This window comes from Vibrio tapetis subsp. quintayensis, from assembly GCF_030409945.1.
Lineage (GTDB): Bacteria > Pseudomonadota > Gammaproteobacteria > Enterobacterales > Vibrionaceae > Vibrio > Vibrio quintayensis.
Map to the genome: position 1 here is coordinate 143,579 of NZ_JAUFQV010000043.1, position 25,454 is coordinate 169,032.

A 25,454-nucleotide genomic window follows, 5' to 3' on the forward strand; every position below is an offset into this window, starting at 1 on the left:
GTGAGGGGGTTAACAAGAAAGAGCGGCTAGCAAGATCATGCTTAATCGGGTTGTTGAGCCGAATTACCGACCTTGTTTTTACTAATATAAGACGTATTTTCAAATGGTTATCGCTAGATGGCAAAACCCTTTTCATGACCTACTATTAACTATAGTTATCAAGGCCATTGTGAATGCCACTGGCGAAACTGAGGTTTGTTATGTTCGATAGAATGAAATTGTCTGCCCTATTATCACTCGGTTTCGGTGTGCTTGTTTCCATCCTAATTATTACTTCGGCGTTGTCCTATAGCGCCCTAAGCGACAGCAGCGCAGGCTTTAAAGAATATCGATTGTTGGCAAGAGACACCAATTTGGCTGGGCGTTTACAAGCCAACATGTTACTGGCGCGTTTATACGTCAAAGATTTTTTTAAAACTGGCAGCGAGACCAGTGTCATTAACTATCAATCCCGGCTTGAAAAGCTCAATCAATTCCTCAAAGAAGCGGAGCTTGAAATTGAGCAGCCCGAAAGAGCCAAAAAAGTGTCCATCATTAGCGACTCAATCAACGATTACGTTAGAAATTTCGACGCGATTGTTGAGTTCAAAAAAGAGCGAGATCTTCTCGTTTTTGATAGCTTAGACCCTGCCGGTTTAGAAATGCGGGTTAAGCTTTCTGCGATAATGAAGAGTGCATTTAACGACAGAGATCCAGACGCCTCTTATTATGCAGCAAGAATTCAAGAGCACGTGTTGTTAGCGCGTTTGTATGCTAATAAATTTTTGACCACTAACTCGCCAGAAGCAGCGCAGCGAGTTGAAAAAGAACTCGGCATTGAAATAGACCAACTTATCGAGACCCTAGATGAGCAACTGGATAACCCTCAGCGTCGTCAATTATTTAGTGAATTTTTAACCGTTAAGACGCTCTATCAAAAGCATTTTATGGCTTTGGAGGAATTAATTGAAAAGCGGAACAGTATCATTAATAAACAACTTGATGTGATAGGCCCGACCATCTCTCAAGCGGCAGAAGATGTTAAATTGTCTGTGAAGTCCGACCAAGATCAACTTGGGCCCACACTGCAATCGCAAAGTGAAGACTCGCTATTTCTTATCAGCATATTCTCATTAATTGGTACGTTTTTTTCTATTGTTTTGGCGTGGTACATCAGTAAGAAAATCAAACATCCTATTGGTGGAGAGCCGCTTGAGATCATGGCCATTACCCAACAAGTCGCAAGCGGTAAAACGGATATCAGCTTTGAATCAAAAACGGAGTTAACTGGCATATTCTCAGCGCTAGAGAAAATGGTCACGACGTTGAATTTGCGCGTCAAATTAGCCCAAGAGATCGCCAAAGGAAATTGGGATGTAGAAGTCAAGCTGTTGTCCAATGAAGATACTTTCGGCATCGCCTTGCAAGACATGCTCAATCAACTCCAAGAGCGTAATGAAAAGCTGCAGCGAGAAAGCCAAGAAAAAACCAAGGTGATGGAAAACATTGAGCAACAAAACTGGCTAAAAACACAGGTAGCAAAAATAAGCTCCTTGGTTCAAGGCGCCGATGACTTACAGCACCTATCAGAGGGGGTGATCCAACAACTGGCTAAGATCATTTCCGCGGGTCATGGTGTCTTTTATGTCGCGCAGCATGAAATGAATGATGACCATAACGATACAAGGTTAAAGTTACTGGGCAGTTATGCGTATTCTCAGCGGAAAAATGTTAACAACACCATTGAGTTGGGTGAGGGCTTAGTCGGTCAATGTGCGTTGGAAAAACAACCGATAATGTTGACGCACGTTCCCGATGATTATGTGCAAATATCTTCGGGATTAGGTGAACATACGCCACTGACTGTAATTGCAATACCTGTCATATTTGAAAATAGATGCCTTGGCGTAATTGAATTGGCATCTTTCCATTGTTTTACCGAGGTCCAGCAAGATTTACTTCATCAAGTGGGCGGCAATCTGGGCGTAGTCATTAATAACGTGCTGGCTCGTCAACGGATAGAAGTATTACTCGATGACTCGAATAAACAGGCAATACAATTACAAGAGCAGCAAGAAGAGTTAAAAAGTTCAAATGAAAATCTGGTAGAACAAACTCAGCAATTGAAAGCGTCGGAAGAGGAACTGAGGCAACAAAGCGAAGAGCTAAAAGTGTCTAATGAAGAGTTGGCACAAAGACAGAGAGATCTACAGGCACAAAAAGACAAGATTGCTGAATCAGAACAAGAACTCATCATCAAGGCGAATGAACTGACCATCGCGAGCAAGTATAAATCTGAATTTCTGGCCAACATGAGCCATGAACTGCGAACGCCCCTCAATAGCCTATTATTGCTAGCTAAAGGTTTAGCCGATAACAACAGTGGGCATTTGGATGAAACCGAAGTTGAAGACGCGCACATCATCTACGATGGCGGGCAAAGCTTATTGTCACTGATTAACGACATTTTAGATCTTTCCAAAGTGGAAGCAGGAAAGCTGAACATTCACATTGAAGACACAATGTTGACGCAGATAAAAGACAGGCTGTTGAAGCTGTTTAATCCTCTCGCAAATAACAAAAACTTAGAATTGGTTATTGATATTGAAGAGGACATGCCAAGTAAAATTGCAACCGATTGTCAGCGATTAGAACAAATTTTGAGGAATCTAATCGCAAACGCCATTAAGTTTACAGAGATGGGCTCGGTAAGGGTGCTGTTTACGATGCCTGATGACAATGTCGTTTACCGCAATAGCAAACTGACCAAAAATAGCTGTATTGCAGTCCGTGTTACCGACACAGGCATCGGTATTAGTGAAGATAAAATCCAAGCGATTTTCGAAGCTTTCCAACAAGAAGACGGTTCCACTAGCAGAAAATACGGGGGCACAGGGTTAGGGCTAACGATAGCCAGAGAGCTGAGTCATTTACTTGGGGGTGAAATTCAACTCACAAGCGAATTACATAAAGGCAGTTGTTTTACGCTCTATTTACCTTTATCCCTTTCACCTCTTGAACTTGATTCGAATGCATCATTTAAAACTGAATCTTCCAGTGACGACGTCGCGCTTGTTAGTGCCAATGTTGATACCCATTATCAGCACACACACGATCAGAACCAACATGCGCGAGATGAGTTAAAAAAAGTGATGTCTAGCACTCGCTCAATAGAAGGCAGTTTAGATAATACGGATCAACAGCTTAATGTGTTTGTTGCCGATGACCGAAGTGATATTACGGCTGCCGACAAAAGCTTACTAGTTATTGACGATGATAAGATTTTTGCAAAAATATTGAGAGACCACGCTCGTAAAAGTGGATACAAGTGCTTAGTGGCAGGTGATGGACGCTCTGGAATTTACTTGGCGCAACACTACCAACCAAACGGCATAGTGCTAGACCTGATGCTGCCAGATATCGATGGTCACCAAGTGCTTGAACAATTGAAATCGAGCATCAAGACCCAGCACATACCGGTAGAAATCATTTCTGCTCATAGTGAAAATCGCAGTGAGGCCATGGCGGGGGGCGCGATAGGGTTACAAACCAAACCTGTAAGTAGTGAGCAACTTCAGCAAGTGCTCATCGAAATAGAAAACCTGTCAAAAGCAAAAATCCGTCAGGTACTCATTATCGAAGACAATGGCCACCACAGTACAGCGACGAGAAGATTATTAGAAAACATTGGCCTAAAAGCAATGTCAGTCGCCACTGGTGAAGAGGGATATCAAGAAATACTCAGTGGGAAATATGAATGCGTCATATTAGATCTCGGATTGCCCGATATGACCGGGCTGGAGCTGTTAGAGAAAGTGAGCTTGGCAAACATGCCACAAATGCCTCCGGTGATTGTCTACACAGGTAAAGATATTTCTGATGAGGAACACACCCAGTTAGATCAATACTCCTCTACCGTAGTGATTAAAGGCACCGGTTCTCCAGAACGATTACTCGACGATATATCGTTATTCTTGCATGGTATCGAGGACAAACTAAGCAAGGTAATGACGGCCAAAGATAAGCAAGCAATGCGTCTACTTCATGATGAAGACGCCATTCTACAAGGCCGTCGCATTTTGCTCACTGATGACGACATGAGAAATACCTACGCTTTGTCCAAAAAGCTCATTGATGTGGGTTGCGATGTGGAGATGGCCAATAACGGCCAAGAGGCGATCGACATGCTAGAGCAAGATGACAGCTTCGAGTTGATACTAATGGATACCATGATGCCGGTTATGGATGGCAACCAAGCCACGATGGCGATCAGAGGAATGAAACAGTATAAAGATATTCCAATTATTGCGCTTACGGCTAAAACCATGCCTGAAGACAGAGACAAAGCCATTCAATCTGGCGCTTCTGAGTATTTAACCAAGCCAATCGATTTCGAAAAGCTTATCTCTGTTTTACGAATTTGGTTGTTTAAACATCAATGATGTTAATTAACGGAGAGGTCGGTGCCTGACGATATGAAGAACAAAGTGATGAGCGCGCACTCAAATGTTGCTCTATTCAGTTCAACACCATCAGAAGATGAAGTGGTGGATTTAGAGTTAGCATTGCTGCTAGAAGCGATTTTGTTTCGCTATGGCTACGATTTCCGTCATTATGCTCAAGCATCTTTGACTCGTCGTGTACGTAATTGTGTGCAAAAAGCAGGGCTTTCGAGAATCTCAGAGCTGATCCCCAAGGTGCTTTATGATGTGGATTGCTTTGAACTGTTTCTTAGAGAAATGTCCGTTACCGTTACGGAAATGTTTCGAGATCCTGAAGTATTTGAAGTATTGAGAGATAAAATTATCTCTCAATTAAAAACCTATTCTCGAATCAATATTTGGCACGCTGGGTGCGCAACAGGCGAAGAAGTGTATTCTTTGGCCATCCTTCTTAAAGAAGAGGGACTACTCTCTCGTTGCCAAATATATGCCACTGATTTTAATAATGAATCACTCTCTATTGCCGAACAAGGCATTTATCATGCAGACAAAATGGCGCAGTATACTAAGAACTACTTATCCTCTGGTGGAAAGGCCTCCTTTTCTGATTATTATCAAGCGAAGCATGGTTACGCAATCATGCATGAAGATCTCAAACAGAACATCACATTTGCCCACCATAACTTAATAAAAGATCAGTGCTTTGCTCAAATGCACCTTATTGTCTGTCGCAACGTCTTGATCTATTTCGATCGTAGTTTGCAAGATTCCGTACTGGGGTTGTTTAATCAAAGCTTGTTGTACCGAGGTTACTTATTACTAGGAAATAAAGAATCATTAGAGTTCAACGCGCAAAAGGATAACTTCACCGCCATTGCAAAGGCACAATGTCTATTTCAAAAGGTGAATTATGATTAAGGGTGCTGATGAATCTGACTATCAGGCAGTAGTCATTGGGGTTTCGTCTGGCGGGTTGAAAGCATTGACTCAAATTTTACCTAATTTACCCGTCGACTATCCATTGGCTGTTATTGTGGTTCAGCATCGGGGAGAGGTGGTCTATGAGGTAGACAGCAATACGGATTTTTTGGTCAGTTATTTTCAACGGTTGTGCAAAATGGCGGTAAAAGAAGCTGAATTAGGCGAGCCGGTTTGCGTAGGCACGATATACATAGCTCCGGTAAAATATCATTTACTCGTTGAAAAAGCTCAATATTTTAGCCTCAGTTTAGAACCACCCGTTAACTATTCCATTCCCTCCATTGACGTGCTTTTTGAAAGTGCCAGCGCTTGCTACAAAAATCGGCTAATCGGTCTTATACTTACTGGAGCAAATAGTGACGGCAGTTTAGGGCTCAAAGAAATACACCGTAATGGTGGCTTAACATTGGTGCAAGAACCAACAACGGCGGAGGTAGATGTGATGCCAAAGGCGGCGATCAACTCGCATGACGTCAATTACGTTATACCTTTAGATGAAATAGCGCCGTTCATGTGCCAACTCGCCCAAACAGAGTAGGGTTTATATGGACGCAGAATCAGTGCCAAAAATTCTCATTGTAGACGATGAACCAAACAACTTGAGAGTTTACGAGCGGACGTTAGCGTCACTCGACATAGAGATAGTTAAAGCCCTTTCTGGTCAGCAGGCTCTCGCTGTTGCTCATAAACATGACTTCGCTTTAATCTTAATGGACGTGCAAATGCCCTGTATGGACGGTTTTGAAACCGCGTCACTCATTCTTGACCACCCAAAAACCAGTCATATTCCGGTCATTTTTATCACCGCCTTTGCCCGAGACGAGACGTTCGAATTTAAGGGGTATGATAGCGGCGCGGTAGATTACTTAGTTAAACCCATTAATGAAGACGTTGTGCGTAGTAAGGTATCTGTTTTTGTTGAATTGCATAAAGAAAAACAACAACTTGATTTAGCGTGTAAAGTGCGTGAGAAAGCAGAAGCAGAGCTGAGAGTGCATAAAGAGAACCTTGAATACTTAGTTCAAGAAAGAACCCAAGAACTGCAAGGTTCCATCGAAAATCTCGTCGCCACGCAAAATCAGTTAGTTGAGTCTGAAAAAATGGCTTCTTTGGGGCGTTTAGTGGCGGGTGTCGCTCACGAACTCAATACGCCAATCGGTATTGGCATTACAGGGGCGTCTTTTTTACATGAAAAACTGTTGCACCTTAAAAGCAGTTTTGAAGATGGCAACATGAGTAGAAAAACACTGTCTGAATTTATCGACTGTGCTCCAATGTCTGCTGAAATAATTTTGTCGAACTTAGGCCGTGCAGCAGAACAAATTGCCAATTTTAAAACGGTTGCCGTTGATCAAACCAGTGAACGAAAACGCAGCATTAACGTATTCAGTTACGTAGAAAAAGTGGTGAACAGTCTGTCACCAGCAATTAATGGGGCGAGGCACACTGTCGAGGTACAGGGTGAGAAAGACATTGAATTGTACACGGTCCCCGGCGTGCTCTCACAAATCATCACTAACCTAACGATGAACTCTATCTACCATGCCTACGAGGAAGAAGAGCAAGGCAATATATTGATCTCAATTGAAAAGCAGCAAGACAAAGTGAGCCTCATATACCGGGATGATGGAAAAGGAATGGAGAAGTCTGTTAGCCAAATGATATTTGAGCCATTTTTCACTACCAAGAGAGGTTCTGGTGGGAGTGGGTTAGGTATGTACTTAGTCTACAATTTAGTTAATCAAACCTTGGGCGGAAGTATTTCTTGCCACAGCGAACCCGGTGACGGCACCGAGTTTACGCTTGTATTCCCGGTTTTAATGGAAGAATCAGATTAATACCTGAACTAATGCTCCGATCTCTGCAACAATAAGACAGAAACTCAATCAAACTGGTATCCATCTTCATGCTCAACCAAATCAACTTGCCTGATATTCGTTCATTTGTACTCATTGCCCAATTGGGAAACTTCACCAAAGCCGCCGAGGCATTATCTGTTTCGCGTTCTCATGTCTCTAGGCAGGTGAGTAACTTAGAGCAAAAAATGGGTGTGACTTTGTTTATCCGAACCACACGCATGCTGCGTTTAACTGAACCTGGGCAAGATTTTTATATTAGATGTGAAGAGGCGTTAAATCGAATAGACCAAGCGTTACTCGCTGCGGTGGATGATACCGATAAAGTGCAAGGCTCCATTCGCATCAACTGTGTGGGCGGTTACTTAGGTGAAGAAATCATCGCCCCGATGGTTTGCCAGTTTATCCAGCAATATCCAGACATAGATGTGAGCTTGGACTTTAGCAGCCATAGAGTGGACTTGATTGAAGACGCATTTGATGTCGCATTTAGAATGGGCAATTTGGAAGATTCTGGCTTTATCGCGAAGAAACTCATGGATATTGAAATGGGCACACTGGCCAGTCAACGTTATCTTGAACAGCACGGAAGGCCAAGTCACCCTCGGGAATTAAACCAACACCATTGCTTAGTTGGTTCGGTGACCAAGTGGCGCTTTGAGCTAAAAGTCGATGGACAGTCTGCCGGTAAGCGCGGATCTAAAGACAAGCAGCAACCCCATGCCGATGTTCAAATTAAAGGCCAGTTGCAGTGCAAAAATGGCCGCGTGTTAGTGCAAGGCGCAACGGCGGGTATTGGCATCATACGAGTCCCGAGAATCTACTGCGCACCTCAGCTAGAAGCTGGAGAGTTAGAAGAAGTATTTGAAGAGTGGGTGATCCCATCGGTGCCTTTCTCGGCCATTTACCACAGAGACAAATACCAACCACGCAGGTTGCGTACATTTCTAGACTTTATGAAGCAGGCTTTTGAACAGTTAAACGCTTAGTCAGCCTGTTTCTCGGTTTATAAAGTGCGACTGGTAGAACTTAGGAGTGACGGCGAGTTTCTTTTTGAACTGCCTTTGGAAGTGGGCTTGATCTGAAAATCCTAGTGCTAAAGCAACATCAGAAAGCGCATGGCCTGATTTGAGCATGGTTTTAGAGCGCTTTATTTTCTCATCCATTAAATAGGCGTATGGCGGCATTCCATACTGGTTTTTAAACGCTTTGAGTAACTGAAAACGAGTTAAGCCGACTTCACTTGAAAGATCTTCAAGCTGGTGGGGTTTTTCTAGTTCATCAAAAAGCTTATCGCGTACCAAAGAAATATTAGGGCTGTGCTTGAGATCTTTTGTTACTTTGCTAGCTGATTTTTTAAAACCGCCCAGATTTTCAAAACCTTCCGGCTTTTCGAAACAGTCTTCGATGAATTGATACAGGCAAGTTTCTGTATGAAGGGCAGAAGTAGAGTGATGTAAACTAGAATAGAGCTCAATAAATGTTTGTTTTAAAGAATCTTTACGCTCTACGTCTCGTAAAAATGGTTCGTATTGCTTCGGAGCAATCCCCCAAATGTCATGTTGAATTCGGCCTAAATTGATGGGCTCAACAAACAACATATTGTAGGACCAAGTGGCTGATATTGGGTTGCAAGAATGCACATCAACAGGGTTAATGGTGACGATATCACCAGTGGATATGTGGTGCGTAGTTTGTTTATTTTGATAAATGGCCTGACCGTCTAGGATCAAACCAAATGAGAACTCATCATGAGAATGAGCATCGTAACAGGCGGTACTTTGATTCGCTTGGCGTAATTCTATCCACGGAAACAGCGTACACTGTTTAAACCTCGCGCTGTGATCGGTTTTCATGATTGTTGACCTTTCAATTTAGACCCACATGAGTGAGACGGATACAACAAGCAACCCTGCCATCAACTGATTGAACTTTTGCCGCTGTGCGACAGATTCCAAACGTTTGGAAATTACTCGCCCTAGTAATGCCCATGCCCCCACTCCTGCTAAACAAGCAGCCAGAGAGATAACAACAAATAGGCCCAGCATGTATTGGCCATGTTCCTGACCCGACACATATAAGCTAACACCCGATGCGGCAACTAACCACGCTTTAGGGTTAAGAAATTGAAGTAAGGATCCAGACAATAACCCAGACTGCTGCTTAGATTTTGATTCAATAGAAGAAAATGACGAATGATAAATCTTGACGGCTAAATACAGCAAAAATCCGGACGCGGCTAATTGCATCCCAAATTCCACTCTTGGCAAGGTTTTGAGCAATAACTGCATCAATACACCACACAATAACACCACCAAAGCATAGGCGACAGAAGCGCCAATTACGTGCTTTGCTGCTTGGTTACTGCCGTGATTAATGGCGACGCTGGTGGCAATAAAATTAACTGGCCCTGGCGTTATTGCGCCAACAACAGCAAAGGTGGCCATGGCGATGACAACGTTATTCATATTTTACCCTCTGAAAATTAGAGGATAGTGAATACCGCGTGTGGAGTATTGAATGATATTGCAAGGTACGGGCACAAGGCACAAGAGAAAAAGGGAACGGCGTTAAGAACTAGAGTTGGAGAGAAAACAAAGCCCGTTGGTGATGTGAAATTCGGGCTTTGTTTTGTGATGGTTTTACTCGATCTTTCGACTGAACACTTATTGCGTAATCGCAACCAGCGCCTGACCATCAAATCGAATTTCATCCCAACCGTGGGTGATGAAGTTACGGATGTTTTGATGATCGTCATTGGTTGGATGCGCTAATACGTCTTCGCGGTAATAACGACCAAAGCAAGCCAATGTTTGTTCGGCGGTCAGTTCTTGAAGTAATGCAAAAGCGAAAATCTTACAAGATCCGTTGTTCTGGCCTGCTTCGTTTCGGATTTCTCCATTGCCAAAACCCGTCGGTGTAAACTCAAACTGCCCATCAATAACCGCCATTGTTTGTTCAAATTCAACGTTTTCTGGTTGAGTCGACAGTAATTCAATAAACTGAGTTAATTCCATTTGCCTGTTTCCTTGGTTAAATTTACATTTGAGTAAGTGATGATTAGCCCTACTTTGACAGCAAATTTAACTAAGATCTAGATTAATGGCGGTAAAAGCAGGAAAGTCGGAGCATTGTCTATACTTACATAATGTGTGCTGTTGGAGCTTTAATATGAAGAAAGAGCATGAATGCTTGACCAAGTCCGATCAAGACGTGATCGACTTAGACAAATGGCAGCAAACAGCGGACTTAATGGCAGAGCTTTTTGATGCATCGTGCGGTGCGATTGTTCAGTTGCACGATGGTCAATTTAATGTGATTAAAACCAGCAGTAATGAGAATAATTTTCTGCACAAAGGCGATTCGTGGAGCTGGGATGTCACAGGTTTTTGCCGTCATATGATCGAAAATGAAACAGACTTATATGTTAACGATGCGATAGCGCATGAATTCTGGCGTCATGCCCCTCCCGTTGCTGAGGGGGAGGTCCGTTCATATTGCGGAGTACCGCTCTATTGGCCTGATGGGAAACCGTTTGGGTCAATTTGTGTCATTGATACCAAAAGCACTGGTTACAGTGTCACTATGAATAAGCTGCTGAGTCAGTTAGCGCGTTTGATCACTTCAGACCTGAAAATGTTTGAAGACTTTCAAACTCTACAAGATCTGGCGCTTACTGATGATATGACCGATGTGCTCAATAGACGTGGGTTAAGCATATTGGGTGAACAAAAATTAAAAGATGCCAAACGCTACCAAAGCTCAGTCGGCGTGATTTATCTTGATATCGACAACATGAAGCTCGTTAATGATAAGTTTGGTCATCAAGCTGGGGATGATTGCATCGTGACACTTGCAACCGTGTTAAAAGAAAATTTCCGAGAAAGTGATGTGATAGCAAGAGTAGGCGGAGACGAATTCATTGTTATCTCGCAAGTTGGCTCCCGACTAGAACTGGGTGCGTTAGCTGCAAGAGTCGAGCAAAAATACGCAGACCTTGTGCGTGGCAGTACTCGATTGGAACTCAGCTCCGTAAGCTATGGCACCAGTGTGATCGACTGTTACAGCAGCTTACCCTTCGATGAACTCTTAGCCGAAGCCGATCGCAATATGTATCAACACAAGCAGACCAAACGCCGTTAACTTCTGATTCTCCAAATAAAAAAAGCCGCACTGACAAGGTGCGGCTAAAGGGGCGTTACATGACGAGTCGCGGGATAATGGATAGCTTATTACCAATACCAGCTCGTTTGGTTAGTGGAAAACTCTTGCTGTAGTGGGTCACTACCATCGTAAAACCACACTTCTGCTAGTACGTTATCTTGGCTATCAGCAATGGTTAAATCGATGCTGGCTTTGCCGTTATCAAGTTGTGTCGCGGCGACTCGGCTCCCGTAGTCCGGTACTTTTACGCCACCATTAATTTCTACGTAACGGGTATATACCGACAAATAAGCACGTTGGCTACGTGATGCTGATAAATCGACCGTCAGTGTTCTAGATTCAATAGGGTTGTAATCAAACCCTTCTGGTGCCACTAAATCGGACGTTTGGCTAACCGCTGCAATAGGGGCGATTGGGGCTGCTGGTGTACTGGTTCCGCCACTTTCACCACCGCCACCACATGCAACGAGAAGAGGAGTAATCATTAGGCTTAACGTTAAATTTTTCATGGGTTGCTCCTTAATCGTAATTAGTAACAGTATTGGCTGACTGCGAATTTTGACTTGAACCAGTTGGTGTTGGTATTGCCACCACTTTCTGTATATTGCTGGAAGTTTGGATACGCTTTTAACATGTCTACGCGTTCTAGTGGCCACATCCAATCTTCGTCGTATATCAACAGCGCCCAAGGCAGGTTGTTAATGGTTTTGAAGTACACGTTGTTACTTGGGTCACTGGCATCAGCTCCGATATTCTGGAATAGGTTCGCACTATCGAATTTTTCCGTTGGTGCTTGGTCAGGTAAATGAACTTCCCAGCTTCTTCCTGGCTTCTCAATGATGCCACTGCCATGGTAGTAACCAGGTGTTGCGAAAATGAATGGGTCATAGGGCATGTCAGCAAGGCCTGATGTATCCGTGCCATCGTTGAACGACACGTTAAGTTCAAATTCAAAGTTCAGATCTTCTTCACAGCTGTCTTGTGTTCTAAAGAAACGACACTTAGCAGACTTATGGTCAATCACGTCGTTGATGATCACAAAGCTGGCTTCGGTCATATCCGTTTCTAATCCAGATTCATTCTGAACGTCATCATTGACGATTAATCGAGTGGTGAGTCCGTTGATGTCGGTTGCATTCACCCCGGGTAATCTGATAGCAAACCCACTGTGGTAATCGGCACCCACCGCTGCAAGCTTGCCTGAAATGGTGGTTTTAGCGACGACGCCATCTTTGATGACCTCAGTGATCCTGTATCTCAGCGTGACATCATTCATGTCGTAATCTGCGGTAAACGGCCAGTTATCTTCATAAGAAAGGGTCACGTAACCTGTTTCGGATGGGAAGTAGCGGTGAGAGGTGTTAGCGGCGGTGACGGTCAAAGTATGATCTTCTACCTCGCCAGATGTTGACCCACCAAAGTAATCCAATCCAGATTGTTGGCTAAAGCGGAATCGACTCCACGTTGTACCTGCAACGGCATTGATGTCAGCGGTAAAAACCATTGCGTTTTGTCCCGAAGACAGGCTTTCATCGCTGAACACTTGCTCGCCGGCATCGGCAAAGTCGCCATCTTGGTTCCAATCAATCCATGCTGACAAATAACCAGAGTTTGACGCGTATACGTTAACCACCGCATCTAAACCGGGCTCTATAGCAGTAACAAAACCAACGCCGTCTTCATCATCAATTCCAACTGAATCATCAGATTGTGGTGATACCATGCCATCTTGGTCACCATCAGGCTGAGAAAACCCTAACCAGGTTGAGTTGTCTATTTGGTGACGAGGACCATTGCTTGTTAGTGTCGTTAAATACGAGTCTGGCGCATCAGCAAAATCGATGGTTGAGTCTTCATCAATAACGGGGGCATTTGCACAGCGGGCGCCGTCGTTTTGGCTTGAATAAGGGCCAACAGCAAACAGTGATGCCGCTACATTTCCTGCATCTATATTTGCTTGATCACCGAGTGCGATACGAAATACGTGCCCATCGCTATTTCGTGATAAGTAGTAGTTGCCGTTGACATCAAAATAACCAGCGCCAAACGTACCAGTGTGGCCCGTTTCACCTTTGTAAGTACTAACACCAGTACTTGGTTCAAATTCATAAAGATAGCCGGTTCTGTTATCGACGCCGTACAATTTACTGTTCACTGGGTTAAATGCCATGTCCGTTAATTGCACGGTGGCTGTATTAGTAATTTTAACCACATCGAGTACGGCGTTTGGATCGGAGTCCAGTGGAGTGAGGTCAACTTTGAACAAGCCTTTGCCGGTTCGGTACAAATAGTAGCTGTGGTCAAATACGTCGCCGACATAGAACGTATGTTCGGTAGGTAAATTTATTGTATTGACGTCTTCGACTTGAAAATCCTGACCCAATCGCACGATTTTCTTGTTGGTGGTGTCGTAACCGTAAATGTAACGGTCAGTTTCATTAAAACCGACGCCATTGATGTTAGAACTACTGCCTGTGTCTCCTTGCAGCAGAGCGGTTGTTCCGGTCACTAGGTTAATGCCATATACCTGCACAGGCTTAGATTGAAATAAATAGGCTTTACTCGGGCAAGTATCAAACGGAGCAGCAAGTGCTGCAGTTTGATAGGCCAAGCAAGATAGTCCGATTAAACCAATATGAGTTTTCATAGTCATCCCCTTTTTTAATGTCACTAGGGATATATCAAGTAATGTGCCAACTTTAAATTGTTGATTTTTAATGAATTGTATTTTTGGTATTTTGAGTTTCTCATTTAAAATGTCAAATTGAACGAGTGTTGTGCATTCTGACAAATGGGAATTTAATACGAGAAAAATAGGGGCGCTCTGATGTGAAACGGCAACAAAAAAGCGGCCAAATGACCGCTGAGTAGGAGTAAGTAAGGTGTTCGCTAAAGGAAGTTGAGGTTACATGGCCATACTATGATCATCAGCTTCGATGCCTGCATCTGGGTTGAAATCATCATTGCTGCCGATGTTACTGTGTTTGCTACGTCCGTTTAGTGTGTGAAAATTACGTCGACCACGAGCAAGGCGGATGTACTTTAGCCAAACCTGTTCCAATTTGGTTTTCGCTTTGTTCGGTTGAGATAAAACCTTAATAAAGTGTCTTTCTTCGATGTTATCCGGAGCGATGACCCCAATCTCCAAAGAAAGCATGGTGTCTCCATAAGTAACCAACAGGTTTTCTTCTGATAGCGTGAAATCTCCGGATTTTGCAAAACCTCGTGGAAATTTAACATTATCGTGAAACCGCTTTTTACCGTGACGAAATAAAGCTTCTGTCATATTTACCTCAACTGACAAAATTAGCTAAAGAGCCCCGTGCTCAATGGAAAAATAGTCGTAAAACCAGAAAATAGAAAACAAAAAATATTTGTCGTCATTACAAATATTGTTCGTTATTCTCCATGATGTTAAAGCATAGAATGGGTGCACGACACGCGCGCCTAAATGACGGCCTAAAAAGAGAATGCACCAATGGATGTAAAAGTATTTCGCACCTTTCTTGAGGTGGCAAAAGTAAAGCACTTTGGTCGAGCTGCTGAAAATCTCTACATTACGCAGGCGGCGGTGAGTGCGCGTATAAAACAGTTAGAAAGCTTCTTCGATACCACTTTGTTTGTGCGTAACCGTAACAACATTCGCTTGACCTCATCAGGTGAACGTTTGATTGGCTATGCTGAAGTCATGGTGAATACTTTGCAGCAGGCGAGGTTTGAATTGTCGCTAGAAAGCAATAAAGCCCTGCAGTTGACTATTGGGGGTACGCCAAATATTTGGGATGCGTATTTACAAAACTGCTTGAGCATAGTGACGGATGCATTTTCTGGTTACGGGTTTATAGCCGAGGCGCTAAGCCGCGACCAACTGAACCGAAATTTACTTGAACGCACGCTCGATATCGCATTTTCGTTTGATCCCATTAAGTCAGATGAATTCGTCAACACGAATGTGTCTGAGATAGTGCTGGTTTTGGTTTCTACAGAGCACAAAAATCTACAGGATGTGTTTCAAGATAAATACGTCTACATTGATTGGGGCACGCAGTTCTCCAGTGAACATGCCGAACGGCACCCGCAGATCCCTGCGCCTTATATGAGAACCTCAACGGGACGCATCGCTTTGGATTTTATCTTGGAGAAAGGAGGCAGTGCTTATTTGCCTATTTCTTTAGTTGAACCGTTTTTGGCTTCTGAGCAGCTTTTTAAAGTAGAAGGTGTTGAAGAGTGGGCAAGGCCTCTGTACTTAACGTATCGTAAAAATAGCACATCATTAGAAGCCATTACTCAGGTAGAAACTCTGGTGAACAACATTGAGCCCTCGACGGCCTTTTTGTTACAACAAGCTGGAGAACAGCCAAATTAGTGACAAACAGAATACAAATAGACAGACTAAACGCCACTCATTCTAGTGGCGTTTTTTTTGCATTTTTAAAAGCATCTGGCGCTCAATACATACTGGATTCTTTGTCAATTGACCAAGATCAATTAAGTGTAAATATTTCATGCAAAAATAATTATCATGAAATTTACTCATGATGATGCGGATAAATTATCATGGTAAAAACTTATTATCGTGAGAATTATCTATCACTGATCACATTTTAATTTCCCAGTAAAAATATAATGGCTATCAAATCAAGAGGGCAAGGTTCAGTGAAAGTAGAAATAGACCTTAGTGTGCTTGCCAAGTTTATTGTTGGAGTTATTGGTCAAAATTGTGAAATAGTTATCCATGATTTAACAGACGTATCTAAATCAGTTATCGCAATTGAAAATGGTCATATTACTGGACGCGGAGTAGGTTCTCCGGCAACAGACTTAGCACTTAAGAAAATTAAAAGTATTCAACTTGGAAACGAAGAACCTTACGTAATTAATTATAAAAGTAAGGTACACGATGGTGTTGAATTAAGATCGTCAACGTTCATCTTCTCCTATGACAATGTTGCAAAGTATATGCTTTGCTTAAATATTGATGATAGTCAAATTAATAATGCATTGAGTGCAATAAAAACGCTCGTTCCTAATTGTGACATTGAGGAAAGAGACGAGACGTTTTTTAACTCTATAGAGGATGTAAGCAATAACATAATTGTAAAAACAATGGATTCACTGAGCATGACGGATTTGTCTCGATTGACTCTAGATGAAAAAAATATTTTTGTTAAAACAATAGATAAGTCAGGAATATTTACAATAAAAGGAAATGTACAAAAAGTATCAAGGATGATGGGTATTTCTGAACAAACTTTATACCGATATTTGAAGTAAGGTAAATAAATGAAAGTTCAGACTAAATTTGCAGACGCAGCCCCAAAAGCTGTGGGATGTTACTGCCACATGGCCGTTGTTAATGATACAGGTTACATCTCGGGGCAGTTACCTCTTAACCCCGAATCTATGGTTATTGATTCGCAAGATGTCGCCGATCAGGCTCGCCAATCTTTGGCTAATCTACACGCAATATTAAAAGACAGTGATTTGGATAAAACAAGCGTTGCTAAAACGACCATTTTACTCAATAACATTGCAGACTTTGCCGCAGTTAACGCGGTTTACAGTGATTTTTTCGGCGAACATAAACCGGCACGATCTTGCTTTTCAGTGGAAGCGTTACCGTTAGGTGCGTTGGTTGAAATTGAAGCAATTGTTGCTCTTTAAAATAACGTTATACAAGATTTATTAACGACTCAGTTCTTCTCTATTTAAATTGGTAATAAACCAATCCATGAGGATCTATACAATGTGGAAAAAACTTGAACCCTACAAATCATCAATTATTTTACTTGCAGCTCTTGTTGTTGGTGGATTAATTGGTATATACATGCCAGATTTTGCAATGAAACTTAAACCGTTTGGTCAAATATTCTTAAATCTATTATTTATGATAATTGTGCCACTGGTTAGTGTTAGTGTAATGTCTTCAATCGCTAGCATGACCGACTTAAAAAAGCTGGGTAAAATACTAGGCGTTATTTTGGTTGTTTCAATTGCAATGGCGGTTATTCCTGCTGTCGGAATTATTGGCCTTGCTTCTATATTCGACCCAGCACAAGGAGTGACGATTGAATTAAGTAAAGACTTCTCTGCTGACGCATCAGGAATGGACTTTGTTAGTATGGTGACGACTAATGATTTCTCCGGACTATTATCCAAGTCGAATATATTGGCTCTGATTATTATGTCGGTAATTTCTGGTATTGCTATTGGTCAGTCTGGTGAGAATGGTAAAAAAATCGCCGAACTACTAAATAGCCTTAACGTTGTGATCATGAAAATTGTGGCGATTATTATGGTCGGCGCGCCGGTTGGTTTAGGTGCTTACTTTGCTTCTACAATGGCAAGTCAAGATCCTGAGCTTTTGGTTACGTTCGCTCGTGCTATTGGTTTGTTCTTTGCGGCATCTATCATCTACTTTGTGCTTGGTTCAACGGTTTACTCGTGGATTGGCGGTGGTCATAAGGCGGTACGTGCTTTCTGGCAGAATGCGTTAGAGCCATCGGCTACCGCATTAGGTACATGTTCTTCACTTGGTACCTTACCGGTGAACATCCGTGCTGCTAAGAAAATGGGTATTAAAGAAGACATCGCAGATATCTGTTTACCTCTACTAGTGAATTTGAACAAGGGCGGCGTTGCCATGATTGCTGCGCTTAAAATTGTCTTCATTTACTCTGTGCTTGGCTTGGAATTCACCCCTGAAGTGTTCTTCATTACCATTTTGATTTCAGTCTTGTCTGCCATCATCGTTGGCGGTGTGCCGGGTGGTGCATTCCTTGGTGAAATCTTTATCGTCACCTCGCTAGGGTTGCCAATTGAAGCTATTCCAATGCTAGTCGTCATCGGTGCTATTACAGATGCACCAGCAACATTGATTAACGTAATCCATGACTTAAACGCGACTCAAATTGTAGAACGTTTTGTCGGTAAAAGTGAGAAGGTTGAAACCCAATCTGACGCTCAATTGCAAGAAGCCTAATTAAGAGAAATATTATGTCTATTGAAAAATTTGATACACAACTTGTCACCGCTGGTCGCTCTAGAAAATTCGGTCAGGGTTCAGTAAATACGGTTATTCAGCGTGCGTCGTCTTTGGTTTTTGATTCTGTTAAAGCGAAGAAATTTGCAACAGCGAATCGCGCTAACGGTGAGTTATTCTACGGACGTCGTGGTACGTTGACTCATTTCTCGCTACAAGAAGCGATGGTTGAACTTGAAGGTGGCGCAGGCTGTGCACTATACCCATGCGGAGCCGCTGCGGTTTCAAATGCTATCTTGTCTTTTGTTGAGTCTGGCGACCATGTATTGATGACTGGCGCGGCTTACGAGCCGTCACAAGATTTTTGTAACATCATTCTTAAAGATATGAACGTTTCAACTGACTACTACGATCCACTCATCGGTGCTGATATTGGTAAGCTTGTGAAACCGAATACCAAAGTGGTGTTCTTAGAGTCTCCAAGCTCAGTCACCATGGAAGTTCAGGACATACCGTCAATGGTGAAAGCGGTGCGTGCCGTCAATTCAGAAATCATCATCATGATCGATAACACGTGGGCCGCAGGGATCTTATTCAAAGCACTAGAGCACGACATCGATATCTCGATTCAAGCCGGTACTAAGTACATTGTTGGCCACTCTGATGCCATGTTAGGCACCGCGGTTGCCAATGAACGTTGTTGGGCACGCTTAAGAGAGCGCTCTTACTTGATGGGCCAGATGGTTGATGCTGATACCGCTTATGTTGCCGCTCGTGGTTTACGCACTATGGGTGTAAGACTAAAACAACATCACGAAAGCAGCATTAAAATTGCCCAGTGGTTAAGCGAACGTCCAGAAGTAGAGCGAGTGAATCATCCAGCATTACCAAGTTGTAAAGGTCATGAGTTCTACGTGCGAGACTTTAACGGCTGTAATGGCTTGTTCTCCTTTATTTTAAAAGAGCGTTTGTCAGATGAGCAATTGGCGAATTACTTGGATAACTTCCACCACTTCAGCATGGCGTATTCGTGGGGCGGTTACGAGTCATTGGTTTTGGCAAATCAACCAGAAGAGCTAGACGCGATTCGTCCTGCGGGTGGCGTAGACTTTGCTGGAACCCTAGTGCGTGTGCACATTGGTTTAGAAGGTGTCGATGAGCTGATTGCTGATTTGGAAGAAGGTTTCAACCGCATAGCAAACTCGTCGAACGAATAAATTAGCGATTGATTAGAATGTAAGAATTCTAAAAAATATCTCAACTAAAGTGCCTCCTAATATGGAGGCATTTTTGTATCTGTGTCATCCGTCCTTCTCAATTCACTTCCTTACTTTGTTCAATTCTATTTAACGTACACGTCATTTATAAAATATGCAGTGTCATCACAACTAATATGCAACTGATGTTTTATTGATTGGGTAAAAGAGTAATTGATCACAGCAATCAATATGGATGGTGTGATTCAAAATACCATATGATACAAGCGCCATATTGATTGCTCAGGATATAAAGATTGCCTGTTTAGTGAGCAACAGAGAAATCAATAAACACAACGTCAGTAGGTAAAACGATAAAAATAAGGAATATACAATGAAACATATTCAATGCTCGTTATTGTGCATGGGTATCGCGATGGCTTTTACCAGTGGTAGTGCTTTGGCGAATCAAATTGAGAAAAACGATCAAACCGTGATTGAAACTAACCGGGTGATTATCAAATATAAACCAGTCAAGTTTCGGTTATTTGGAATCGATGATTTGGACTTTAGAAGAGTCGATACCGCTACAGTATTAAGCTCAGCGGTGGGTAGCGAAACAAAGTATGTGCGAACGCTATCAACGGGTGAGGAAGTCTTTGAACTTGAAAGCTGGAAAAATAGCGACGAATTGAACTTAGTCTTAAGCGGGATAGAGAATGACCCTGCCGTTGAGTATGCTGAGCCAGATCTATTGATGCACCCATTAACGACACCGAATGATCCCCGTATGAGTGAATTATGGGGTGTGGGTAATAATGATGCTGGAATGAATGTCACCTCCGTTTGGCCGAGTAATACGGGTAAAAGTGTCGTTGTTGCAGTAGTCGATACTGGCTATGTCAAACACGATGATCTGGAACCCAATATGTTACCTGGCTGGGATTTCATCACGGAACCAAAAATGGGTAATGATGGCGATGGGCGAGACAGCGATGCGAGTGACCCAGGTGATTGGACCTTGCAAAATGAATGTCGTCAAAATACTCGGGCACGCAGCTCCTCATGGCACGGTACCCACGTTGCAGGTACGATTGCAGCAGTAGCAAACAACAATCAAGGTATCGCAGGTGTGGCATACGACGCGAAAGTTGTACCGGTACGTGTGTTAGGTCGATGTGGAGGCTATACCTCTGATATTGCCGACGGGATCATTTGGGCATCGGGTGGCCGAGTTTCTGGGGCGGATCAGAATCGAAATCCAGCTCAGGTCATTAATATGTCGTTGGGGGGCGAAGGTCGCTGTTCTCGTACAACACAAAATGCCATCGATTTGGCACGCTCAAATGGTGCGACTGTCGTTGTTGCAGCGGGAAACAGCAATCGAGATGCCAATAATTTTACCCCAGCTAGTTGTTCCAATGTGATAACCGTAGCAGCGGTTAATAAGGTTGGTAGCCGTTCATATTATTCAAATTTTGGCGCGGCCATTGATGTTGCCGCTCCAGGGGGAGAATACACCAGTGCTGGTAAAACTGAGGCCATTTTGTCTACCATTAATACTGGTGAAAAGCAGCCGACAACTCAAGGTTACGGATATTATCAAGGGACGAGTATGGCTGCCCCTCATGTCGCCGGCCTCGCTGCATTGTTGTATCAAGCTGATCCTACCATCACACCAGACAAAGTTGAGAGTATCATTAAGCAGTCATCTCGTGCATTTCCTAACCCCAATCAATGCATTGGTTGTGGCTCGGGTTTAGCTGACGCTACAGCGGCAATCAACTTATTAAACAGTGGCGAAATTCCGACGCCAACTCTGGACCAATGGAACGCCAGCGAAGTCTATTCCAAAGGAGAGAAAGTCACTCATAATGGCTCAGCTTACACCGCTAAATGGTGGAATGTAAATGAGGAGCCAGGTACCGACCTATGGGGGCCATGGCAGAAAAATCAGTAACTGATTGATGTGCAGACAGGATAAACGGTTACCAAAATGGGTAACCGTTTTTTGATACTAGTCGTTAGTTCTGGCCTACTTTAGAAAGCTCGACCAAGGTTTGTGTATATTCGTGTTGAGGGTTGTCAAACAGTTGCTTGGTGTTGCCTTGTTCAATGACTTTGCCTTCTCGTAGCACCAGAGTGTAATGACACAGAGATTTCACGACATTTAAATCGTGGCTGATAAATAAGTAAGTGAGCCCATATTTGATTTGTAGATCTTTAAGTAGATCCAACACCTGCGCTTGCACGGTTCTGTCTAATGACGAGGTGGGTTCATCGAGCAAAATGAATTCAGGCTTTAAGATGAGCGCACGGGCAATGGCAATACGCTGACGTTGCCCACCAGAAAATTCATTCGGGTAGCGAAAACGAGTGTCGGTATCTAATCCCACTTCTTCCATGGCTTCACAAATGGCTCTGTCTTGTTCTACTTCGGTGAGTTTCTCGTGAACTTTTAAGCCCTCACCAATGATCTGCGCCACTGACATTCTTGGGTTTAATGCCGAAAACGGGTCTTGAAATACCACCTGCATGCGTCTTCTTAAAGGCAACATTGCGGCTCGATCAAAACCATTAATGGCTTGGCCATCAAAGTGAATGCCACCGTTACTGTTGAGTAATCTTAAAATGGCCATTCCAGTGGTCGATTTACCCGAGCCACTCTCGCCGACTAAGCCAATGGTTTGCCCTTTAGGCAGGCTGAAATTCACATCGGTGACGGCTTTGACATGGGATACCACCTTTTTGAAAATGCCTCCGGTAATGGGGAACCAGACTTTAAGATCTTGGGTTTCGATTAAAGTCTTGCTGTCATCTTTGGTAGGAACGGGTTCGCCTTTCGGATCGGATTCAATTAGTTGGCGGGTGTAGGGGTGCTGAGGGTCGTTGAAGACTTCTTTACAGATCCCGGTTTCAACCAAATCGCCGTTTTTCATTACGGCGACGTTATCGGCAATTTGACGAACAATACTGAGGTCGTGGGTAATGAAAAGCATCGCCATGCCCAGCTCTTTTTGTAGATCTTTAAGTAAATCGAGGATCTGCGCCTGAACGGACACATCCAGCGCCGTGGTCGGTTCGTCGGCGATTAAGAGTTCGGGTTCATTGATCAGCGCAATGGCGATCATCACACGTTGCCTTTCACCGCCAGAAAGCTCATGAGGGTACGCGTTTACCTTTTGCTCTGGATGTCGAATGCCAACTTTCTTTAACCATTCTAGGGCGAGCGCTTTCGCTTTGGTTGCTCGTGTTCCTCTGTGTATTTCTAAAATTTCGACAAGTTGACGGCCAACCTTATGCAGCGGATTAAGAGACACCATCGGCTCTTGGAAAATCATGCCAATTCGGCCGCCACGAATGCCACGTAACTGACGTTCGCTGCACTGCAATAAATCCAAGCCATCAAATAAGATACGCCCAGACAAATAGTGAGTTGCGCCTTTTGGTAGCAAGCGCATGATGGCATTAGCGGTAACCGATTTGCCCGAACCACTTTCGCCTACTAGCGCTAAGGTTTCGCCTTTTTTGATGTTTAAGTTGACCGCGTGAGTGATCACTTCGACATCGTTTGTTCGGCCAAATCCTACCGACAGATTTTGAATGCTAAGCAGCGCTGCCTCTGGTGATTTAGTCTCTGTTGATTGAGTGCTAGGAAGAGTATCGCTCATGCTTACCTCTGCTGGTGGGGGTCGAATGCATCACGAACAGCTTCACCGACAAATACCAGTAAACTAAGCATGATAGAGAGAACAACAAAGGTAGAAATACCTAACCAAGGCGCTTGTAAATTGGCTTTTCCCTGCGCCAGTAATTCACCTAAAGATGGCGAGCCTGCGGGCAAGCCAAAACCAAGAAAATCAAGCGAGGTGAGGGTGGTAACAGAGCCAGACAATATAAACGGGATCATTGTCAATGTGGCCACCATGGCGTTAGGGAGCATATGGCGTAGAATAATGCGTTTGTCGTCTACCCCTAGTGCATGCGCCGCCCGCACGTAATCGAAATTACGACAGCGAAGAAACTCGGCCCTAACCACTCCCACAAGCCCCATCCAACTAAATAGCACCATGATGCCCAATAACCACCAAAAGTTAGGCTCGACAAAGCTTGATAAAATGATGAGCAAAAACAGAGTCGGCATTCCAGACCATACTTCAATGAAACGTTGACCAATGAGGTCTATTTTTCCGCCATAGTAGCCTTGAGTTGAACCCACCACCACGCCAATAATGCTAGAGATGATGGTTAACGCAAAACCAAACAACACCGAAATACGAAAGCCGTAAATGATTCGGGCTAATACATCACGGCCTCTGTCGTCAGTGCCTAAATAGTTAACGTCATCCGGCGGTGAGGGCGCAGGCTGAGTGAGATTGTAATTGATGGTGTCGTAGCTAAAAGGCACCAAAGGCCATACGATATAACCATCTTCTTCTATTAATTCAATCACATAAGGGTCGGTGTAGTCGGCTTCTGCTTCAAATTCACCGCCAAATTGCGTTTCTGCATATTCAAAGGCAACCGGGTAATACCACTGACTTTGGTAACTGACCAATAAGGGTTTGTCGTTGGCGATAAGCTCTGCAAACATACTTAATATGAAGAGGATTGAAAACAGCCATAATGACCAGTATCCACGCTTGTTCGCTTTAAATCGTTGCCATCTTACTGCAACCAATGGATTCATATTAACGCGCCTCGAAATCAATGCGTGGGTCGACCCAAGAGTAGGTCAAATCGGAAATAATACTGAGAATAAGACCCAGTAACGTCATGATATACAAGGAGCTAAACACCACAGGGTAATCACGTTGAATGGTCGACTCGAAACCGAGCAACCCAATACCTTCTAATGAAAACATGACTTCGATGAGCATGGAGCCTGTGAAGAAAATACTGATGAAGGCACTGGGGAACCCCGCAATGATGATCAGCATGGCATTACGGAAAACGTGTTTGTATAAGATGCTGTTTTCATCCAAGCCTTTGGCCCTTGCGGTCACCACGTATTGCTTGTTAATTTCATCAAGAAACGAGTTTTTGGTCAGCATGCTGAGTGTGGCAAACCCGCCAATCACCATGGCAAATATAGGCAAGGCTAAGTGCCAGAAGTAATCAAGGACCTGCTCGAAAAAGCTTAATTGTTCAAAATTGGAAGAGACTAACCCACGTAGTGGGAACCAGTTGAAGTAGTTACCGCTGGCAAACAAAATGATCAACACAATGGCGAACAAGAAGCCAGGAATGGCATAACCCACGATGATGAATGCACTGCTCCAAATATCAAATTTGGAACCATGATGGATCGCTTTCATCACCCCAAGAGGAATGGAAATCAAATAGATGATGAGCGTGCTCCACAGCCCCAAAGAGATGGAGACAGGAAGCCGTTCCTTGATCAAATCAATCACGTTGCCGTCTTTAAACAAGCTTTCGCCAAAGTTAAAGGTGGCGTAGTTCTTCAGCATGTCAAAGTAACGAACGTGAATAGGCTTATCAAAACCAAATTGTACTTTGATGGCTTCAATAACTTCAGGGTCTAACCCACGAGCGCCTCGGTAGTCCGACGTTGCTTCTACGTCTATATCACTTGCAAGCTCTTTTCCGCCACCGGTAAAACGCTCCATGATGCCAGATTCAAAACCTTGCATTTGAGCCATTGCTTGTTCAACTGGCCCGCCGGGTGCAATTTGAATGACAAAAAAGTTAATGGTGATGATGGCCCATAAGGTGGGGATAACGAGCAATAAACGCCGAATTATATAAGCAGTCATGTATTAGGGGGTTACCTTGTTGTGCTGACGCAGGCTATTTGTTTTTAAGATACCGATTTTGCAAAATAGCGACTGCG

21 protein-coding genes are annotated in these 25,454 nt (G+C 43.4%); 12 read left to right on the top strand and 9 right to left on the bottom strand.

Annotated elements, in window-relative coordinates; genetic code table 11:
- Positions 1-200: 200 nt before the first annotated feature.
- The 5 genes from QWZ04_RS21630 (at position 201) to QWZ04_RS21650 (ending at position 8,247) form a co-directional block, all read left to right on the top strand.
- On the top strand, positions 201-4,421 hold the full coding sequence (locus QWZ04_RS21630) for a response regulator (protein WP_290330340.1): 4,221 nt from the start codon (positions 201-203) through the stop codon (positions 4,419-4,421).
- A gap of 21 nt (positions 4,422-4,442) precedes the next feature.
- Positions 4,443-5,339, top strand: a complete 897-nt coding sequence (locus QWZ04_RS21635; protein ID WP_290330341.1) for a CheR family methyltransferase — start codon at positions 4,443-4,445, stop codon at positions 5,337-5,339.
- The gene (locus tag QWZ04_RS21640) at positions 5,332-5,940 is read left to right on the top strand and encodes a chemotaxis protein CheB (protein ID WP_290330342.1); all 609 of its coding nucleotides are present in this window, start codon (positions 5,332-5,334) and stop codon (positions 5,938-5,940) included. Before QWZ04_RS21635 ends, QWZ04_RS21640 begins: the two co-directional genes overlap by 8 nt.
- Before the next feature lie 7 nt (positions 5,941-5,947).
- Positions 5,948-7,240, top strand: a complete 1,293-nt coding sequence (locus QWZ04_RS21645; protein ID WP_290330343.1) for a hybrid sensor histidine kinase/response regulator — start codon at positions 5,948-5,950, stop codon at positions 7,238-7,240.
- Positions 7,241-7,308: 68 nt separating this feature from the next.
- Positions 7,309-8,247, top strand: a complete 939-nt coding sequence (locus tag QWZ04_RS21650; protein ID WP_290330345.1) for a LysR family transcriptional regulator — start codon at positions 7,309-7,311, stop codon at positions 8,245-8,247.
- Here the strand turns inward: QWZ04_RS21650 and QWZ04_RS21655 are convergent, their stop codons facing one another.
- The 3 genes from QWZ04_RS21655 to QWZ04_RS21665 form a co-directional block, all read right to left on the bottom strand.
- Positions 8,248-9,114, bottom strand: a complete 867-nt coding sequence (locus QWZ04_RS21655; protein WP_290330346.1) for an AraC family transcriptional regulator — start codon at positions 9,112-9,114, stop codon at positions 8,248-8,250.
- 18 nt (positions 9,115-9,132) lie between these two features.
- A complete protein-coding gene (locus QWZ04_RS21660) occupies positions 9,133-9,726 on the bottom strand; it encodes a LysE family translocator (RefSeq protein ID WP_290330348.1) in 594 nt (197 codons plus the stop codon).
- A 198-nt stretch (positions 9,727-9,924) separates the two neighbouring features.
- Positions 9,925-10,275, bottom strand: coding sequence for a HopJ type III effector protein (locus QWZ04_RS21665; RefSeq protein ID WP_290330350.1), 351 nt, complete (start codon positions 10,273-10,275; stop codon positions 9,925-9,927).
- Positions 10,276-10,429: 154 nt separating this feature from the next.
- On the opposite strand from QWZ04_RS21665, the gene QWZ04_RS21670 reads away from it, so the two are divergent.
- Complete coding sequence (locus QWZ04_RS21670) at positions 10,430-11,401, top strand: sensor domain-containing diguanylate cyclase (protein WP_290330351.1); 972 nt, start codon at positions 10,430-10,432, stop codon at positions 11,399-11,401.
- Positions 11,402-11,490: 89 nt separating this feature from the next.
- Here the strand turns inward: QWZ04_RS21670 and QWZ04_RS21675 are convergent, their stop codons facing one another.
- From QWZ04_RS21675 to QWZ04_RS21685, 3 genes are all read right to left on the bottom strand, one after another.
- Positions 11,491-11,931 carry a hypothetical protein gene (locus QWZ04_RS21675; RefSeq protein ID WP_290330353.1) on the bottom strand — a complete coding sequence of 147 codons (441 nt, stop codon included), beginning with the start codon at positions 11,929-11,931 and terminating at the stop codon, positions 11,491-11,493.
- A gap of 20 nt (positions 11,932-11,951) precedes the next feature.
- Positions 11,952-14,069, bottom strand: coding sequence for an LruC domain-containing protein (locus QWZ04_RS21680; RefSeq protein WP_290330355.1), 2,118 nt, complete (start codon positions 14,067-14,069; stop codon positions 11,952-11,954).
- 258 nt (positions 14,070-14,327) lie between these two features.
- A complete protein-coding gene (locus tag QWZ04_RS21685) occupies positions 14,328-14,708 on the bottom strand; it encodes a MaoP family protein (protein WP_290330356.1) in 381 nt (126 codons plus the stop codon).
- A 192-nt stretch (positions 14,709-14,900) separates the two neighbouring features.
- On the opposite strand from QWZ04_RS21685, the gene QWZ04_RS21690 reads away from it, so the two are divergent.
- From QWZ04_RS21690 to QWZ04_RS21715, 6 genes are all read left to right on the top strand, one after another.
- Positions 14,901-15,788, top strand: coding sequence for a LysR family transcriptional regulator (locus tag QWZ04_RS21690; protein WP_290330357.1), 888 nt, complete (start codon positions 14,901-14,903; stop codon positions 15,786-15,788).
- 260 nt (positions 15,789-16,048) lie between these two features.
- On the top strand, positions 16,049-16,696 hold the full coding sequence (locus tag QWZ04_RS21695) for a helix-turn-helix transcriptional regulator (RefSeq protein WP_290330358.1): 648 nt from the start codon (positions 16,049-16,051) through the stop codon (positions 16,694-16,696).
- Between the two features lie 9 nt (positions 16,697-16,705).
- Positions 16,706-17,086, top strand: coding sequence for a Rid family detoxifying hydrolase (locus QWZ04_RS21700; RefSeq protein WP_290330359.1), 381 nt, complete (start codon positions 16,706-16,708; stop codon positions 17,084-17,086).
- Between the two features lie 82 nt (positions 17,087-17,168).
- Positions 17,169-18,404 carry a dicarboxylate/amino acid:cation symporter gene (locus QWZ04_RS21705; protein ID WP_290330360.1) on the top strand — a complete coding sequence of 412 codons (1,236 nt, stop codon included), beginning with the start codon at positions 17,169-17,171 and terminating at the stop codon, positions 18,402-18,404.
- Positions 18,405-18,418: 14 nt separating this feature from the next.
- Complete coding sequence (gene metC, locus QWZ04_RS21710; protein ID WP_290330361.1) at positions 18,419-19,621, top strand: cystathionine beta-lyase; 1,203 nt, start codon at positions 18,419-18,421, stop codon at positions 19,619-19,621.
- A gap of 373 nt (positions 19,622-19,994) precedes the next feature.
- Positions 19,995-21,560: a S8 family serine peptidase gene (locus QWZ04_RS21715; RefSeq protein ID WP_290330362.1), complete on the top strand. Its 1,566-nt coding sequence runs from the start codon at positions 19,995-19,997 to the stop codon at positions 21,558-21,560.
- A 64-nt stretch (positions 21,561-21,624) separates the two neighbouring features.
- Here the strand turns inward: QWZ04_RS21715 and QWZ04_RS21720 are convergent, their stop codons facing one another.
- The 3 genes from QWZ04_RS21720 to QWZ04_RS21730 are packed head-to-tail and all read right to left on the bottom strand — an operon-like array spanning position 21,625 to position 25,377.
- The gene (locus tag QWZ04_RS21720; protein WP_290330363.1) at positions 21,625-23,271 is read right to left on the bottom strand and encodes an ABC transporter ATP-binding protein; all 1,647 of its coding nucleotides are present in this window, start codon (positions 23,269-23,271) and stop codon (positions 21,625-21,627) included.
- Positions 23,272-23,273: 2 nt separating this feature from the next.
- Complete coding sequence (locus tag QWZ04_RS21725) at positions 23,274-24,290, bottom strand: ABC transporter permease (RefSeq protein ID WP_290330364.1); 1,017 nt, start codon at positions 24,288-24,290, stop codon at positions 23,274-23,276.
- Position 24,291: 1 nt separating this feature from the next.
- Complete coding sequence (locus tag QWZ04_RS21730) at positions 24,292-25,377, bottom strand: microcin C ABC transporter permease YejB (RefSeq protein WP_290330365.1); 1,086 nt, start codon at positions 25,375-25,377, stop codon at positions 24,292-24,294.
- Positions 25,378-25,454: the final 77 nt, after the last annotated feature.

Bases quoted from the DNA above. Each gene is read 5' to 3' on its own strand.
- metC (WP_290330361.1), top strand. From the start codon at position 18,419: ATGTCTATTGAAAAATTTGATACACAACTTGTCACCGCTGGTCGCTCT.
- QWZ04_RS21630 (WP_290330340.1), top strand. From the start codon at position 201: ATGTTCGATAGAATGAAATTGTCTGCCCTATTATCACTCGGTTTCGGT.
- QWZ04_RS21720 (WP_290330363.1), bottom strand. From the start codon at position 23,271: ATGAGCGATACTCTTCCTAGCACTCAATCAACAGAGACTAAATCACCA.
- QWZ04_RS21675 (WP_290330353.1), bottom strand. From the start codon at position 11,931: ATGAAAAATTTAACGTTAAGCCTAATGATTACTCCTCTTCTCGTTGCA.
- QWZ04_RS21730 (WP_290330365.1), bottom strand. From the start codon at position 25,377: ATGACTGCTTATATAATTCGGCGTTTATTGCTCGTTATCCCCACCTTA.
- QWZ04_RS21685 (WP_290330356.1), bottom strand. From the start codon at position 14,708: ATGACAGAAGCTTTATTTCGTCACGGTAAAAAGCGGTTTCACGATAAT.
- QWZ04_RS21725 (WP_290330364.1), bottom strand. From the start codon at position 24,290: ATGAATCCATTGGTTGCAGTAAGATGGCAACGATTTAAAGCGAACAAG.
- QWZ04_RS21650 (WP_290330345.1), top strand. From the start codon at position 7,309: ATGCTCAACCAAATCAACTTGCCTGATATTCGTTCATTTGTACTCATT.
- QWZ04_RS21655 (WP_290330346.1), bottom strand. From the start codon at position 9,114: ATGAAAACCGATCACAGCGCGAGGTTTAAACAGTGTACGCTGTTTCCG.
- QWZ04_RS21715 (WP_290330362.1), top strand. From the start codon at position 19,995: ATGAAACATATTCAATGCTCGTTATTGTGCATGGGTATCGCGATGGCT.
- QWZ04_RS21680 (WP_290330355.1), bottom strand. From the start codon at position 14,069: ATGAAAACTCATATTGGTTTAATCGGACTATCTTGCTTGGCCTATCAA.
- QWZ04_RS21665 (WP_290330350.1), bottom strand. From the start codon at position 10,275: ATGGAATTAACTCAGTTTATTGAATTACTGTCGACTCAACCAGAAAAC.
- QWZ04_RS21660 (WP_290330348.1), bottom strand. From the start codon at position 9,726: ATGAATAACGTTGTCATCGCCATGGCCACCTTTGCTGTTGTTGGCGCA.
- QWZ04_RS21645 (WP_290330343.1), top strand. From the start codon at position 5,948: ATGGACGCAGAATCAGTGCCAAAAATTCTCATTGTAGACGATGAACCA.
- QWZ04_RS21640 (WP_290330342.1), top strand. From the start codon at position 5,332: ATGATTAAGGGTGCTGATGAATCTGACTATCAGGCAGTAGTCATTGGG.
- QWZ04_RS21695 (WP_290330358.1), top strand. From the start codon at position 16,049: ATGGCTATCAAATCAAGAGGGCAAGGTTCAGTGAAAGTAGAAATAGAC.
- QWZ04_RS21690 (WP_290330357.1), top strand. From the start codon at position 14,901: ATGGATGTAAAAGTATTTCGCACCTTTCTTGAGGTGGCAAAAGTAAAG.
- QWZ04_RS21705 (WP_290330360.1), top strand. From the start codon at position 17,169: ATGTGGAAAAAACTTGAACCCTACAAATCATCAATTATTTTACTTGCA.
- QWZ04_RS21670 (WP_290330351.1), top strand. From the start codon at position 10,430: ATGAAGAAAGAGCATGAATGCTTGACCAAGTCCGATCAAGACGTGATC.
- QWZ04_RS21700 (WP_290330359.1), top strand. From the start codon at position 16,706: ATGAAAGTTCAGACTAAATTTGCAGACGCAGCCCCAAAAGCTGTGGGA.